The 16,216-nt window shown below is 43.0% G+C and carries 15 protein-coding genes and 1 pseudogene; 1 reads left to right on the forward strand and 15 read right to left on the reverse strand.

Features of this window, described 5'->3' with window-relative positions; genetic code table 11:
* The 6 genes from LC574_RS03175 to LC574_RS03200 form a co-directional block, all read right to left on the reverse strand.
* The coding region (locus LC574_RS03175; protein WP_229451476.1) for a class II aldolase/adducin family protein at nt 1–374 on the reverse strand (374 nt) is incomplete at its 3' end.
* Complete coding sequence (locus LC574_RS03180) at nt 361–1,032, reverse strand: cysteine dioxygenase family protein (protein WP_229451477.1); 672 nt, start codon at nt 1,030–1,032, stop codon at nt 361–363. The genes LC574_RS03180 and LC574_RS03175, both read right to left, overlap by 14 nt.
* A gap of 39 nt (nt 1,033–1,071) precedes the next feature.
* Nucleotides 1,072–1,281, reverse strand: a complete 210-nt coding sequence (locus LC574_RS03185) for an RRXRR domain-containing protein (RefSeq protein WP_118170054.1) — start codon at nt 1,279–1,281, stop codon at nt 1,072–1,074.
* Nucleotides 1,282–2,601: 1,320 nt separating this feature from the next.
* Nucleotides 2,602–4,308, reverse strand: coding sequence for an RluA family pseudouridine synthase (locus tag LC574_RS03190; RefSeq protein ID WP_229451478.1), 1,707 nt, complete (start codon nt 4,306–4,308; stop codon nt 2,602–2,604).
* 86 nt (nt 4,309–4,394) lie between these two features.
* Nucleotides 4,395–5,699: a hypothetical protein gene (locus LC574_RS03195; RefSeq protein ID WP_229451479.1), complete on the reverse strand. Its 1,305-nt coding sequence runs from the start codon at nt 5,697–5,699 to the stop codon at nt 4,395–4,397.
* A 160-nt stretch (nt 5,700–5,859) separates the two neighbouring features.
* The gene (locus LC574_RS03200; protein WP_229451480.1) at nt 5,860–6,060 is read right to left on the reverse strand and encodes a hypothetical protein; all 201 of its coding nucleotides are present in this window, start codon (nt 6,058–6,060) and stop codon (nt 5,860–5,862) included.
* Nucleotides 6,061–6,156: 96 nt separating this feature from the next.
* Between LC574_RS03200 and LC574_RS03205 the strand changes: the two genes are divergently transcribed.
* Nucleotides 6,157–6,324, forward strand: a complete 168-nt coding sequence (locus tag LC574_RS03205) for a hypothetical protein (RefSeq protein WP_229451481.1) — start codon at nt 6,157–6,159, stop codon at nt 6,322–6,324.
* A 154-nt stretch (nt 6,325–6,478) separates the two neighbouring features.
* On the opposite strand, the gene LC574_RS03210 is transcribed toward LC574_RS03205, so the two are convergent.
* From LC574_RS03210 to LC574_RS03250, 9 genes and pseudogenes are all read right to left on the reverse strand, one after another.
* Entirely contained in the window at nt 6,479–11,182 is a 4,704-nt protein-coding gene (locus LC574_RS03210; protein WP_229451482.1) for a type I polyketide synthase, read from the reverse strand.
* A 74-nt stretch (nt 11,183–11,256) separates the two neighbouring features.
* Nucleotides 11,257–11,409: a hypothetical protein gene (locus tag LC574_RS03215; RefSeq protein ID WP_229451483.1), complete on the reverse strand. Its 153-nt coding sequence runs from the start codon at nt 11,407–11,409 to the stop codon at nt 11,257–11,259.
* Nucleotides 11,406–11,954 carry a siderophore biosynthesis protein gene (locus LC574_RS03220; RefSeq protein ID WP_229451484.1) on the reverse strand — a complete coding sequence of 183 codons (549 nt, stop codon included), beginning with the start codon at nt 11,952–11,954 and terminating at the stop codon, nt 11,406–11,408. The genes LC574_RS03215 and LC574_RS03220 overlap by 4 nt, the downstream gene beginning before the upstream one ends.
* Nucleotides 11,951–12,328 carry a hypothetical protein gene (locus tag LC574_RS03225; protein WP_229451485.1) on the reverse strand — a complete coding sequence of 126 codons (378 nt, stop codon included), beginning with the start codon at nt 12,326–12,328 and terminating at the stop codon, nt 11,951–11,953. The genes LC574_RS03220 and LC574_RS03225 overlap by 4 nt, the downstream gene beginning before the upstream one ends.
* Nucleotides 12,329–12,468: 140 nt before the next feature.
* Nucleotides 12,469–12,693, reverse strand: a complete 225-nt coding sequence (locus tag LC574_RS03230) for an MbtH family NRPS accessory protein (RefSeq protein WP_229451486.1) — start codon at nt 12,691–12,693, stop codon at nt 12,469–12,471.
* An 89-nt stretch (nt 12,694–12,782) separates the two neighbouring features.
* Nucleotides 12,783–13,061 (reverse strand): hypothetical protein, encoded by a 279-nt coding sequence (locus tag LC574_RS03235; RefSeq protein WP_229451487.1) that lies wholly within the window; start codon nt 13,059–13,061, stop codon nt 12,783–12,785.
* Nucleotides 13,062–13,271: 210 nt separating this feature from the next.
* Nucleotides 13,272–14,765: an aspartate aminotransferase family protein gene (locus tag LC574_RS03240; RefSeq protein ID WP_229451488.1), complete on the reverse strand. Its 1,494-nt coding sequence runs from the start codon at nt 14,763–14,765 to the stop codon at nt 13,272–13,274.
* Nucleotides 14,766–14,854: 89 nt separating this feature from the next.
* Nucleotides 14,855–15,760, reverse strand: a complete 906-nt coding sequence (locus LC574_RS03245; RefSeq protein WP_229451489.1) for a trans-aconitate 2-methyltransferase — start codon at nt 15,758–15,760, stop codon at nt 14,855–14,857.
* A gap of 54 nt (nt 15,761–15,814) precedes the next feature.
* Nucleotides 15,815–16,216, reverse strand: a pseudogene (locus LC574_RS03250) (oxidoreductase); the annotation flags it as partial.

The raw sequence follows: 16,216 nt of genomic DNA on the forward strand, positions 1-16,216 counted from the left end.
CCTAAACTAGACCAAGCTTTACCATAAAGTGAATGGGCGTGAGCCGCCGCGATCACATCAGGCCGAACTTCATGAATCTGAGAATGGATGGCGAAAGCAGCTCGATTCACTTCAGCATCACCTTTAACTACCTCACCTTCTCTGTTAACTAACAGCAGGTCAGAAACTCGGATATGACCGAAGTATGTACCTAATGGATTGACCCAGAAATGGTCTGTAAACTCTGGGTCACGAGCCGTAATATGACCTGCGATTCCCTCGCTGAAACCAAATTTACCAAACAGGCGAAAGGCAGCAGCTAGGCGTTGTTTGCGGTGCAGACGTTCGTCTTCAACTCGCTCGAATACGGGGGGTTGTGGTCTAGCGTAGGGCATGTTCTTTTTCCTCTTCCTCTTGACAAGGAGCGTTGGAATATCCAGAGCGAAAGGATTTGACGCTGTGAGATTCTGGGATGAACTGGTGACGCAAGATGCAACCAGTATCATTACCCAGAATATGGATGGATACAGATGCGCTCTGGGATGTAGTTTTGACGGCGTGGATATCACCATCTGGGGGTAACAGGCGGTAAATATCTCCTGTTTGAAGTCTACGCACTTCAGTTATTTGTAATTGTGCGTGTCCTTGGGCATCGCCGTTATCTACACGGCGATAGACTGTTTCTTCTTGATTGCCTTTGTATAAACCAATCAATCCCCAGGCTAAATGGTCGTGGATGGGAGTCGTTGAACCTGGGGGAATCACCAAACTGAATATTGACAGTGAACGGTCTTTGGCGCGATAAAGTAGCCACTGACCAATACCGCCGCCCATCCTGCTTTCGGGATTGACTTGGGCAAACTTTTGGGGTAGCCATTCCTGTTGAGCAAGCAGTTCTTCAAAATAGGGTTCTAATCTAGCGAGAGTTTGGGTGCGATCGTCAACAGTACTAGCGCTAATTTCACGCACTCTTGCTACAAAGGATCGTAGTTCCCGGCTCTCAATAAACCATTGGTCTTCTGGCAATGGTTCTAAAATGGTGTGGTTTGTCATCTATATTCCTCCGTTTGGGAGGCGACTAAGATTAACTAATTACGAATTACGAATTATTTTAATGCCAGGGTGAATCTTGAAGCCAAGTTGCTCAAGTTTTAGATGGGAAAGGGACTCCTTCAGAATTATAGTAAAGGGATATCGCTGAAATACGGTAGCTTTACCTTGTGACAATAGCAGCCTAGCACGGCTGATGCGTACTGGATATAACGGTTGTTGGTTGGCATCAAGAATGAATACTTTGGTCATATAATTTTGAATTGTGGGACAAATAGTAGCAGCAACATCTATCCTTTTCAGTAGAATCTTTTGCTCCAGCATCCAGTCAGCAGTCTTTTGGATTTTGGCAACACTATCAGCACTAATGCTCTGTCGCTGTCAAGTCAACAATGCTTAGTAAACCAAGTTTTAGAATCTTTCTCTCTATGTCGCGCCAGTTGCTACCCTGGCTTAACGCTAAGAGCGAATAAGTCAAGGAACCCCAAGGGCGCACTGGCTTCTCTGTGCCTGGAGCGGTTCGTTATTTAATAAAAAAGATCAGAATGAGAGTCTAGAGGTAAACTATAGCACTCTTATCTTTACCGCTCATTAGGGATTTCCTTGGATATTTTTATTGGGAAGTCTCTTAGTACAGTATTTCATTAGACCTCTTGCATAAATGCTTAAATTGTTATATTAAGCAAAGCGAAACATCTGGTGAGATTCTTCTCTCCACTGCGTTCTGCTCAGAATGACATTCCTGATTTTGGGACTTTTGCAAGAGATATATTAATTCGTAACGTATTAAATTTGGCAATACTCTGCAATGCCAATGTGTCGGCTTGCATTGTTAATGCGGTGTCCGCCTTGTTAATGCATCGGCTTACATTGTTAATGCGGTGTCCGCCTTGTTAATGCATCGGCTTACATTGTTAATGCGTTCCCCTGCATTAAAAACGCTACGCTTTTACGCAAAACTGTACTTAGCTGTGATATCAATTTTTTTAAGTACGGTAAGTTGGTCGAAAAACCGTTTAATGAACTACAAGCAGAAATTATCACATACAAATTTAAAAAGCAATAGGCTAGGACTTACGCATTGACAAGAAATACCATATATGGAGAAGTTTAAAAACCACATCTTTCGTAAGGGCACAGCAATGCTCATTGGTGTCAACTTAAGCTAGAAATGGCTTAACTGTTGGCTGACTCACCCGCCTAGAACTAAAGTTCAAGGCTAATAGCTAAAGTCTACTGAAGTAGACTAAAGATTTTTGGCTATATTTAGTCATCAAAAGAAGACTTTCGCTATTAGCAAGGAACTGAAGTTCCTTGCGGGACATAGCTTTTACGTTAAGTTGACACGTATGAGCTGGCTCGTGCCCCTACAGCATGGTCTATTGACGATCGCAGGATAATTAAGAAAAGCCTGAAAACTTCCGGGAGCATCGTTAATGCACATCACAATGAATTTGTACAGTGCGTAAGTCCTAATTTCGTGAAATGGTATGAGTACTTGCAACAAGTCTTTCCCCTTATCCCCAATTCTCTTGTCTCCAAGTCCTCTTCCCCCTGCCTCTTCGTTGAGCGTCAAAAGGGTGTAATTGTTTGTAAATGCAGGGTTTTTTCTGACTGCGGATGCTCGAAGCGAAGTTCCCTAGCGTGCAGATGTAAGCGAGTGGTAACTGCACAGCATCCATAAAGGCGATCGCCTAAAATAGTTACCCCAAGTCCTCGTGCATCAGCTGCATGAACCCTTAATTGATGAGTGCGCCCTGTAAGCGGCGTAAATTCTACACGGGTGTAATCTTGTTCTCTCGCAATTACCTGGAAGTGTGTCAAGCTGGGTTTCCCGTGCTGCCAATCAACTTTTTGATAAGGACGATTTTCAGGATCTCCCCACAGTGGCAGTTCAATTTTACCTCGCTCAACTGTCACAGCACCGGAAAGTATCGCTTCATAAACCTTGTAAACCTGGCGTTGCTGAAACTGCTGGCTAATTTGCCGATGGGTTTGACGATCGCGTGCTAACAACAAAATCCCAGATGTTTCCTGATCTAGGCGATGCACAGATGCAAGCGTCATCTCATCCGGTAACAGATGACGTAAGCGACTCAAGACACTATCTTGGCGATCGCTATAACGACCAGGCATCGAAAGTAATCCAGCAGGTTTGTTCACAGCAATCAGCCATTCGTCTTCATAAATAATCGATAAAGTGACCTCTCCCCAAACCCCTCCCCTGATAGGGGAGGGGCTTCTTACTCCCCCTTCCCTGCGAGGGAAGGGGGCTGGGGGGTTAGGTCTTAACCCTGAGAGCAAAAACCCTATCAATGGCTGACATCGCTCGGCACATGCTCCATAAAATTTTCCCTGGATTTTATCTTGATTTACGGAAGACGCACCCCACCAAAATTCTGCCATTGCCAATGGTTTGAGATTATGTGTTGCCGCATAATGGAGCAGTTTTGGGGCACAACAGTCTCCTGTGCCAGTGGGCGAACCTCCTGGCATCAATTGCTGTAATGATAGCGATCGCCCAGAAAAATTAGTCAGGCTGTAGGTAGCGTGCATCTGGGCTTGGAGTTGACGGGATAGTGCTTTACGCTGTTGTTTCAGTTCGCTAATTCGCGCATCCGTTGCTGCAATTAACTCCTGAAGGGGCTGTAATACTGCATTTTGCTGGCGTTTAAGTTGTCGCCGCTCAATTCCCTGCTGACGACTCTCTTCGTCGAGTTGTTCAAGGGCAATAGTGAGTGTTTCAGGAGTGAGTGTATTACAGATTTGCTGACGTTTTTCCTGTCGTTGATGTTTGCAATGGCGATGGCGATCGCTCATTGCTTGCAATTGTTGCTCAAATTCATCAAAGAGGATTTCATACTGCTGGCGTTCGGTTAGTTGCTTTAAGGTAAAGAGTTCTTGCTTAATCGCGTCCAACTGTGCTAAAGTGCGGGCTTCCTCCAAAGCAACTTCATCTCGTCCTAGAATTGGTGGAACCCAGCCCTCAACCACACTGCAACCATTCAAAAGACCGGAGAAGGCTTTGAGTACCCTTTGTTCGCCATTAGCCAGTTCAACTAATAGTATTCCATACATCTTGCCTTCACGAGAATAACAGTCATTTTTGGCAAGTTGTTGCATGAGTCCGTGAGCGATCGCTTCAGATATTGAGGTGCGGGGTAATTTTAGGTGATTGCCACTTTGGAGACAACGCCCCTCGTACCAATAACTAGGAGATGAGCCACTTATCGCAAAATCGCAGTCGATGAAATCTGAAAGTGCGTGCAGAACTAGCATACAAAGTATGATTGCAAATCTAGTTGATCCTGATATTTTAATTAGCGATCGCCTAAACCGATTATCTGTATTTGACTTTTTAGGATTTAGCCAGCAGGAATCGATGAATCGCTCTCTGGTGGATTGGCTTGTTCTGGTGGAAGCGGTTGTTCAGATGAATTATTTTCTGTGGATGTAAATTCTGGCTCTTTTATCATACCATGCTGCTCTTGCCCTCTAAGCCCAAGATATGTTGCGGCACTAATTCCTTGTAGTGTAAGGAGTGTTTCATCAAATTCCGGCATTGCCAGATTTTTAAGGACTTCCCAAACAAAGAAAAGTCCGATCGCAACTGTCCAAATAAATGTTTGGAACCGATGAAAGTTGACTCCATTAATATCCGATAATATATCGTAGAAAAAACCTTCAGAAACGCGTTGACTACCTTTTCTCTTCTTCTCATTCCCCTGCCCATCAATTAACGAAGTACCAAATGCAGTTACAGAATTGATTCCCAATAATATTAGTGATTGTTGTGTCAAAATATTGGTATAATCTCCTGTTATGCCGTAGATAATCAGGTAAGCACCAAAAATTAGAAATGTCCAAAAAGCAAGTTGAGATATCGATAGACTGAATGGGTTTCTGTTCAATTTTTTTCTGCCAAGAAAAATTTGAGCAATTCGGCTTTGACGATATTCATTTTTAAGAGCAGCCTTTTCTGTGAGCAACAGTTCCTGTCCACCAATCACCTCTCTTTGAGAGTAAACCCCTTCTATTCCAGAGCTACGAAGAGTGTTTCGGCAATACCTAATGAACATTAATACAACAGCCACAAGTAGAAGCAGACACAGCCAAAATCGCCACGAAAACAGAACTATTGTTAATTGAGGAGGTGGGAAACCATCGCTCACCGGAATTGCAAGCTTTTTGGGACAGCCTACTCCCACTATCACGTTAATACTGTATCTGCTTCCTGTACTAAGAAGGGCATTCCATGCAGCTTGAGACGAGTCGGTGCGTTCAAGTCGAAAGGCTAACCAATCATCCTCAAGAACTGTCCTTTGATCTTTACCCAGACCCTTGACGATGACTGGTTCTCCGTGGACATCCTCTAGTTCATAGCCATCTAGGTACAAGACTAATTGTCGAGGATCAAATGAATTGGTGGCATTAGCTGTTGCATCTCTGGTCGCTGCTGATAATCCTTCAACTTTTACCCTGATGCGATCGCCCATTTTAACTTCGTTACGACCATTGTCGGCAATGACTTGTTGAGTTTTCAGTTTAGGAGGCACTGAACATAGCTGAGGCGCAAAATTTCCAGATGGGCCATCTGAACTATTTTGAGCAATTACTGGAAAGTTGATAGAAACAATCAACAGAAAAACCAACAGAAAAATAGCAGTCAATCTTTTAGCATTTCTAAACATCGCCCGGTATTCCACCAACAGTGATTACTATGTCGGTAGTGTAACCTAAGACTTACGCATTGACAAAAAACACTATCTATGGATTCTAGATAATGCCATCGCCACTCACAATCCCTAAATTAATGTCAGAACTTGCAACTTAGTACAGCATTTCATTAATTCGTAGCGAATTAATTTTGGCAATACCCTGCAATGCCAATGCATCGGGTAACAATGCCAATGCATCGGGTAACAATACCAATGCATCGGGTAACAATACCAATGCATCGGGTAACAATACCAATGCATCGGGTAACAATACCAATGCATCGGCTGACAATGCCAATGCGTCCCCTTGCATTAAAAACGCTACGATTTTACGCAAAGTTGTACTTAGTTACAGCAAGCAAATTAAAATAAAAAACTCCACGCCACTTGCGGGATGGAGTTTTTGGGCATGGGGAAGAAGTTTCCAATGCCCAATGCCCTTGATCGGCGGGGCGCACCCTACGCCATAGGTGTCAACTTAAGCCCAAACACTCAATTTTCCGTAGTTTTAGATCCCTCAACCCCCTTGACAAGGGGGCACTCGATTCTAATTCCCCCCAATTTATCGGGGGGTTAGGGGGGATCTAAAATCTAGGTGGTACATTGAAAAATTTTGAAATGCTTATCAGACTAAGCTTTTACGTTAAGTTGACACCAATGACCCTACGCACGCCACTTGCTCTCTGGAGTTTCCCGCCGCTTTCTATAAACACCCTCTTAGACCTGAATCCTTACGTTTGTTCTACTTGATCTAGTAATGCTGCGATCGCTTCTGGATCATCTAGTGTTGGTGTTTGGTTTTCGATAATAATTTTGGCTATACCTGCAACGGTTGGTGATTCAAATAAAAATTGCCGCATCGGCAGTTCTACTTGAAATTCTTCTCGTAGCTGAGAAACCGCCTGAATTGCTAGCAATGAATGTCCACCCAACTCAAAGAAGTTATCGTGAATGCCGATGGGAGCAATACCCAATAAGTTTTCCATTAATTGAGCAACTCTGCTTTCAATGTAGTTACTAGGGGCAACGTAAGTGGTAGAAATGTTAGGGCGGGCGTGGTTGTTATCAGTGGATGTAGTATCCGAAATTACTTCAGGTTGGATGAGACGCGACTGGATATCTACAGGAGAAACAGTAACTTGGAAAGCCACGGGTTGGGCTAGAATGCGCTCAGTCACTTGCCAAACTTCCTGGGGAGTCATAGCCAAATCGACAAGTGCAGCACCTGTGAGTATGGCAGTTTCATCAAAACGTACTGCATCCCAGTTGATACTAATCCAAGGTGTATCGCTGTTTTGACTGCGTTGCTGTGCTAAAGCATCCATAAACAAGTTTGCCCCAGCGTAAGCAGCAAAGCCAATTCCACCAACAACCGCAGACAGAGAAGATTGCAAGAGGAAAAAGTCTAAAGGTTGATTCTGGAGAACTTTTTCTAATGCTAATAAACCATGTATTTTTGTATGGAATTGTCGATCGCATTCTTTGGTATCGAGGTTACGAATTAAACAACTGGCGCGATCGCCCATAGCCGCAGCATGAATTACTCCGTTAATCGCTCCAAATCGGCTTGTAGCTTCGGTAATAGCAGTTTGCACTTGGGTAATATCTGCTAAGTCAAGGCTATAAAACAGCAATTCACATCCTGTACTTTGTAAAGCTTGCAACTGTTGAATACAGTAGCTAACGGGATTTTGGCGACCGTGGGAAGCCAGCCAAGTATCCCATTGGGCAGGTTGTGGCAAATCTGACCGTCCCAAAAGTATTAATTTAGCGTTCACTGTTTGCACCAGGAACCGGGCATAAATTAACCCCAAACCATCCACCAAATCCCCAGCGATCGCATACACGCCACCTTCAATTAGGGGTATTTGGGAAGACTCAGGAGCAGGTAAAGGAATTGGCTGGAATTCTTGTATCCAGCGAGTTTTACCCCGATAAGCAATGAAATAGTTACCCCTCCCCAGCCCTCCCCTTGGTAAGGGTGGGGTGTTATTTATGGTTAATTCCGCTACTAGTTGCTCAAAATTGGTGATAGGAAGTGATAAATCAATATTTTGGCAAATTAGATTCGGGTATTCTTGGGGAATTACTTTGCAAAGACCGAGAATTGTCGCGTCTGCGGGATTGAGGGTTTCAGTTAAGAGAACATTCTGCACCTGCTGAGTCAGTACATAGATTCTTAGAGGCTGGGATGATGAAGATAATGCCTGAGTCAGCCAGAGTAAACTGTAAAAACCGAGGGTTTGTCTTTGCTCAAAGCTATCATTTGCTACAGAATTGGTGATAGTCCACAAATGTGCGATCGCATCAGGTAATGTTTCGGCTGTTTGTAATTGCTGCCAGAGTGTTTTATAATCTTTTGGGTTATTAGGCGCAATGGTGTAAACGTCGCCATCTTGAGTAAATTCTGCTCCTGGTGTCACAGTAATTACTTGCTGTCCAGCTTTCTCAAGACGCTGCACTAATTGCTCACCAATACTGTCAGGATGACAAAACACTAAATATCGTTGTTTTGTTGGTATCTGAGAAGGACGCAGAAGAGGCGATCGCTGCCAAGAGGGCAAATAAAACCAATTTGACATATCCTCTTGCTTTTGGGGCTTTTGGGGCAAAACGGGAGCGACTTCTGGTGATGGATGTCGGTCTACCCAGTAGCGCTGACGCTCAAAGGGATAGGTTGGCAAGGGCAGTTTTTGCCGTTGTTGTAGGGCATAGAATCCTGACCAGTTGACGGCTACGCCCGAAAGCCAAAGCTGTCCCAAGGTTTGGCAAATCAAGGCAACATCAGATTTGATATCTTGGGGATGTCGCCCAGATGCGAAAGTAGGCGGTGCATCGGGAAATTGTCGAATTAAGGTACTTAAGGTTTGACCAAAACCAACTTCCAGAAAAACCTGATGGGATGTTTGTTGCAGTTGCCTAATTCCGTCGGTAAACTGCACTGGCTGACGCAGATGGGTTGCCCAATAGTTGGGATCACAAGCTTGTGCCGCAGTCATCCAAGTACCTGTGACGTTAGAAATCAAAGGAATTTGCGGTGGATGGAGTTGAATCTTGTGTAAGATTTCCGTAAAAGGTGCGATCGCTTTTTCCATGAGCGGTGAGTGGAAAGCGTGGTTTGTGTGCAACCGCCGATAGGTAATATTTTGACTTGTTAAACGTTGTTCTAAAAGTGCGATCGCTTTTTCTTCTCCTGACACCACGCATAATTGAGGTGCGTTGTCAACAGCAATTATCAAATCATCTGTTAGTAACGGTTGCAGTTTCTCTGCGGCGAGGGAAACAGAAAGCATCACTCCTGGGGGACACTGTTGCATCAGTTGTCCGCGTTGCACAACTAGCATCAAGGCATCAGCTAAGGTGAATACACCAGCTAATGTGGCGGCGACATATTCACCAATACTATGACCAATCATTGCCCGTGGCTGGATTCCCCATGACATCCAGAGTTTGGCTAGGGCATATTCGACTACAAATAAAGCGGGTTGGGCGTAGGCGGTTTGGGATAAATTTGGGGAGTGGGGAGTGGGGAGTGGGGAGTGGGGGAGATGAGGGAGATATTGAGCAGGGGAGTAGAGAAGATTTCGTAAATCGAAGCCTAAGTGTGGTAGGAGTAATTCACAACAGCGATCGATTTCTGCTCGAAAAATTGCCTCGGTTGTGTATAACTCCTGTCCCATATTCACATATTGGCTTCCTTGTCCTGGGAACAGAAAAGCTACGGTAGTTTGAGCCGCACCTGGTGATTGACTTAAAAGTTGTGGAGAATCAGATGTAGTTAATATTTCCACCGCTTCCGACACAGTTTGACAAACCAAACACCGACGATGTTCAAAGGCGCGTCGTCCTGTTTGCAGCGTATATGCCACATCAGCAATATCTGTATCAGGAAATTGTTGTAAATAGGTAGCGAGATTTGCTGTGGCTACCTCCAAGGCTGATGGGGTTTTTGCACTCAGAGTGAGAAGATACAGAGGACGTTCAATTTCATCTTTATTTTGAATTTTGTAGACACCCGTAGGGTATTTTGAATTTTGAATTTCTTTTGGTGCTTGTTCTAAAATTGCGTGGGCGTTGGTGCCACCCATACCAAAAGAACTAACTCCGGCCCTTCTCGGTACGCCATTATTTACCCAGGATGTCAACTGGGTATTGACAAAAAATGGACTATTGGCGAAGTCAATTTGGGAATTAGGGCTGGTAAAATTCAGACTGGGGGGAATTTGCTCGTGCTTGAGAGCTAATGCGACTTTGATTAATCCTGTCACACCCGCTGCTGCATCTAGATGACCAATATTTGTTTTTACTGAGCCAATGGCACAGAATTGTTTTTTGTTGGTATGTTGAGAAAATACCTTCGTCAAGGCGGCAACTTCAATGGGATCGCCTAAAGTTGTTCCTGTACCGTGGGTTTCAATATATTGGATTGTCTCTGGTTCGATTTTGGCTTTAGAGATTGCAGTGGCGATCGCCTTTGCTTGTCCTGCTACACTAGGTGCAGTCAAACCCACTTTTTGGGAACCATCATTATTAATCGCAGTACCTTTGATGATAGCATAAATATGATCGTGATCGCTAATTGCATCCCGTAAACGTTTGAGAACGACAATTCCCAGCCCATTACCAAAAACTGTTCCCTTGGCGTTGACATCAAAGGCGCGGCAATACCCATCTGGTGAAAGTACACCATCCTCTTTGTAAAGATAACCCGTTTTTTCCCCAGAACCAAGGGACACACCACCCGCCAATGCCATATCGCATTCTCGATGCAGCAAACTTTGACAGGCCAAATGGACACTTACTAAAGATGTGGAACAACCCGTTTGCACTCCACAACTTGGCCCAGTGAGATTTAATTTGTAAGATACACGGGTAGGCATCAAACCCATAACATTACTAATAACCACCTGCACCGGATCGATGGTATGGTAGTTGGGATTGCTGTATAAGTTGACAAGATAACTATTTAATGATGCACCTGCATAAACTGCGATCGCACCTGGATATTGTTCTGAATCGTAGCCTGCATTTTCTAAAGCTTCCCAGGCACATTCTAAAAATAGACGATGCTGGGGATCAAGAATTTCGGCTTCTCTGGGTGAATAGCCAAAAAAGGCGGCATCGAACTCATCAATTCCGGGAAAGCTGGCGTATGCGCGGACATAATTAGGATTTTGTAATTCTTCTAGCTTGACTCCGGCTGTCAGTAATTCGTCATTTGTGAGTAACTTGATGGACTGGATACCATTTTTGATATTGTGCCAAAATTCATCTACACTACGAGCGCCGGGAAAGCGTCCAGCTATACCAATAATAGCGATTTGTTCTTGTTTTTCGAGTTCAACTGCTTCTAATTTAGTCCGAGCATCTTTGAGAGCAGCCAAAATGCGTTGAGATGAAGTTGAGTTATTAATGTTATCTATGGAAGAATTCATAGGAATTTTATATTTTTGATTACAGTGATTTTTAGATGAATAGATTTAATTTTTTTATCTCACGCAGAGACGCTCTAGATACAGAGAAGAGAGCGAAAAAGTTTGGTTTGGTTTAAACTCCTTTTAATATTTACTATCTCCCTCATCTCCCTCATCTCCCTCATCTCCCTCATCTCCCTCATCTCCCTCATCTCCCTCATCTCCCTCATCTCCCTCATCTCCCTCATCTCTCAGATTCGGGATGCAAGAATTGATAGCGACTGCGGGTAAATGTATCTAGGATATCCACGGCGCAGCTACGCTCAAATCGTAGGCTACCAGCTTCTTCACCACCAAACTTTTGACAAACCGCGCGATGGGAATGAGCAAGATAGAGATAAGCATCGACAAAGTTTTGATGTTGTGGTTGTAGTTCTATTGGTAGGTTAGAAAAGTGAGGGCGTAACTGTTTCCAAAGCTTGATTAAAACTGCATGTTCCCAGGACATTAAACCGCTAAAATCATGAGATTTGACTTCAGGTGGCATCATGGAAGGACGAATTTCGGCTGCGTAAAGTTCGGGATTTATGCTACCTGCTAACTGCATCGCTGCACCGGATGCCAGCATTAATTTTGTGGCAGTTTGTAACTCTAAGAGCGCTTGCTGGATATTTCCTTTTATCAGTTCTACTTCAAAGCGACGTAAACAAATTATCAAACCTTGAATATTGATAAAAAATGACCAGTGAAATCCTTTCCAGATTTCCTGTGGTGGGATTTTGCTGCTGTTCATGGCTGCAAACTTAGGTGAAAAATCCTTCCAAAAAGATAAGCATTAGCTCTAAATCCTTCTCGCTGAAAATTGAGTTGATTGATATCTAGACAATCTTTTATATTCAAGCGCAAAAAGGCTTGACAAGCAACCATTAACCCATGCACTAGGCAAATTTCTGGTTCGAGAGTTTGCACATGACGAACACGAAAATAGTTGTCAAAATCTTCAATTTCCCAGTACTTCAGTGTTGTCTTTGTAGATGTCACCTCTGCGGTAAAGGTATCGTAAATTTCTAGTTCTGCCATTGCAGTTTCTAGTATCACGATGCCTTGCTCAACATTAGATTCAGCTAATGCTGTCAGTAGTTCCGTGAGTGCTTTCGTCAACTTCATTTGATTGGATTGACTCAATTGACGTTCAAGTGGTAATTCCTACGGGACTAGGAGTTCTAATTGTTGTAACGGTGTATCGTGATACATGGGTAATACCAATTCGTAATTCGTAATTCAGAAAGTAAGAAAATTGGTAGAAATTATGTTTGTTGTGCGGCTTTTTCCATAGTTTTGCGAAGGCTCAGAGGACGCATATCAGTCCACACTTCTTTGATGTATTCTAGGCATTCGTGTTTTAAGCCACTTTTGCCAACTCCTCGCCAACCATAGGGGATTTCTCGGTATTCGGGCCAAATAGAATATTGTTCTTCTTCGTTGATTACAACTTGGTAAATTGTGGTGTCTTCTTGTTCGTTTTGACTCATGATTTTCTCCTAGTAAAGAATTCAAAATTCAACAAATGCACTCCACCGCCTTCGGCATCTCCCTAAAGCATCGGGGAGGTTGGGAGGGGTTAAGCAGTTTCGTATACGGGAAGTTCAAATTTTAAGGTTTGATGGCAAAATTCTTTCCATTCGGGTGTAATGTCATCAAAAATGATGTTTTCGTCTTGAAAAATTCCATCTGTGACGATGTAATTTTCTTGGAGGTAAAGAATGTCTTCGTCGGTGAGTTCTCGATTATCGACTACCTCCTTTTGAGGGCGGATGTTTTCTGTTTGTTCTCGCCATTGGGGATATTGACGAAATTGTTTGACTAGGTATGCTTTGCAATATTTTCCGATTGTTGCCATAGTTCTATTTTTGATGAAACAATATTTAAACGTAGACGCAAAGCGGCTTGCCGCAGGCTACCGCAGAGGCGCAGAGAACACAAAGAGAGTTTTTAGGAATTATATTATGTTCGTTAAATTGCCTATAATTCTCGCGTTCCCCCTCCCCAAAGCATCGGGGAGGATGCCCGATAGGGCGGGTGGGGTAGTTTTATTTAGGCGAACATGATATTAATCAGTCATGAAGCCTCCGGTTTTGAGTTCTTGAATGCTTTCAATCCATGCTTGTTTGATGGCATTAATATCTGTATCTGTGTGTGCTGTGGAGAGAAATCCGCCTTTGTCTCCTTGGCGGAGATGGATACCTTTTGCTAATAAGTGATAGGAGAGTAAATTCATAGCTGTTGGAGGAATTGCGCTTTGGGAAGCTGCGATCGCAAAGAAGGAACCAAAGGAGGTAAACTTAATTACTATTCCCTCGTTTTTCATCTCTGTGTTTAAATCGCTCACAAGTTTGCTGGTACGTTGATTCAGTTGTTCATGCAATGGGATTCCCTGAGTTTTCAGATGCTGTAAAGTGGCACGGGCTGCGGCTAAGGCTAGGGGATGTTTACAAAATGTACCTGCAAAAAAGGTGGTTGGTATTTGGGGTGAGGAGTCATCGCCAAAGCGCCATTGTCCGCCGTCGATGTAGTCCATATAACTTGTTTTACCAGCAATTACCGCAAGGGGTAAGCCACCACCAACAATTTTGCTGTAGGTGGCGATGTCTGCTTGCACGCCAAACCACGCTTGTGCGCCTCCTGGATGAATGCGGAAGCCTGTTACCATTTCGTCAAAAATTAGGACTATGCCGAGTTGTTGGGTAATTTGGCGCAGTTGGTGGAGAAATTCATGGGGCTGGAGTTCTGGATGACGGCTTTGCACTGGTTCCACTAAAACGGCGGCGAGTTCATGGCGATGTTTGCGGATGATGTCTAGCGATCGCTCGTTACCATACTCTAAAATTAAGACATCATAAGCGGCACTAGCAGGAATTCCTATAGCAGCTGGTACGGCTTTGGGATTAAGATTTGCTGCTAAATTCGCTTCAATTGGTTGTGCTAATTTTCCGAAAAAACTACCAGATTCAGCTTTGTGAGCAATAACTCGACGGATGCCTTTTTTGACATATTCTGTTCTAGTAGCCCTTACCAGTACAGCATCAAAGTGTCCGTGGTAGGAATTGGTGAAAATGGCAATTTTTTGGCGTTTTGTCGCTGCACGGGCGATTCTGACGGCAGTCATTACGGCTTCTGTGCCTGTGTTACTAAAAGTAACTCGTTCCATGCCCGTTAAATCGCTGATTAGTTGTGCTACCTCACCTGCTAAGGTATTTTGCACTCCGATATGCATTCCTCGTTGTAATTGTTCTGCGATCGCAGTTTGCACAAATAATGGATTATGACCACATAAATTTATTCCTAATCCCATGAGAATATCGATGTATTCATTGCCATCAATATCCCATAGTCGAGAACCATGAGAACGTTCTACAGCAATGGGATAGCATAATTCTTTAATTTCTGGGGAAAAGTTAAACCCAATGGAAGTTTTATCCGCCAGTACTGGACGATATTGCTGTGCTAGATTTTTAGAAGTTTGTGTGCGCTGAGTATATCTTTGGATGAATGTTTGCAAATACTCTTGCTGCAAATTTTTTGCTTCTTTTTGGATAGCTGTCATGGGATTTTTGATTTTAGATTTTTAAAAGAGTTGTGAAAACTATCGAACCGCCAAGCCGCCAAGAGCGCCAAGAAAAGAAACAGAGAATTTCATAATTCATTTAGGACTGCTATATGTGCAGGTTTTCGACAAAGGAAATAAGCTGAATGTTTGTTATCTATCGTTGTGCTGTCTTCAAGGGTACGAATATCAATATCGACAAAACCAACTTTTTGGAGTAGAGTTTTAATTTCTTCTGGATAATATCCCCGCACGGGATAACGCATATCCATGCGTTTCCAAGTTTTTTCTTGAGCTTGAAATGCTGATAGTAATCTCAAACGCCAGCGATATAAAAATTGTAAATTTAAAATTGGAGATAACCCGCGCCAAGTTGTCCGTAGTAGTGATGATGAAGGTTTGGAAGTAGCTTGAAACATTGTGACTTGAAAATAGCCGATGCTATTACTCGAATTATAATTTGGTGTCAACGTCCAAGCATATTTGTTGGCAATTTCTCCTTCAGCAATTTCACCGTTCCACCAGCGTTGCATTTGTTCATGATGATTAATATCAAAGAGAAACCAACCGCCATCTTTAAGAGCAGTATACACCCTTTGAAAAACTTGCTGAAGTTCCTGAATTGTCATTATATGATTCAGAGAAGCGCTTGTAGAAAAGACAGCATCAAAAACAGGCGGTAATTCAAAATAACGAGCATCTCCCAGCAAAAATTTACCATCTGGGGAATTTTGACGAGCATAATTTAACATTTGTTCTGAACCATCAACACCCATTACTTGATAGCCCCGTTCAATTAAGCTTTGCACTAAATGCCCCGTACCACAACACAAATCTAGAAGTTGCGCGTTCTCAGTAAGTCGAGGTAAGAGCATTTTTTCTAAGGGTTGCAGTTGATTTTGAGAATACTGTGGCCCCATTGTTTCATTATACAACCATGCCCAGGCATCGTATTCGCTATAGCGTTCATTTGGAGAAATAGTTTCAGGTGACATATTAAGTAAAACAGGTTTTAGATTTTGGTGATTGTAAATTAATATAAAAATTTTTTAATTTTTAACTTTAACCATTGCAGGTGCTTCCATCCAACCAGCTTTTATCAGATAATTAAGGTAAATCTGAATTAAATTCCCGTCAATGATAGGAGGTGATATCACTCCATTTAATGCTTGTTGGGTATTGCGATCGCTAAATTGTAATCTTACTTGATTATTAGTTTGATTGCGAGTAAATAACGACACGAGAGGATATAAAATATGTTCTGGTGAATGGTTGGCAATTTCTAGTAGTTGATTGTGCCATTGCTCATAAGGGACTTTTTTAATTGAGTAGCCCATCTTTTGTAATTGCTCAAAGATAATATCTGAGGAAACAGGTTGAGACTGAACTAAGTGGAAAATTTCACCAAAAGATGGTATTGACGATAATTCAACAATGGCACGACTTACATA

This window comes from Nostoc sp. CHAB 5715, from assembly GCF_020829685.1.
Lineage (GTDB): Bacteria > Cyanobacteriota > Cyanobacteriia > Cyanobacteriales > Nostocaceae > Nostoc.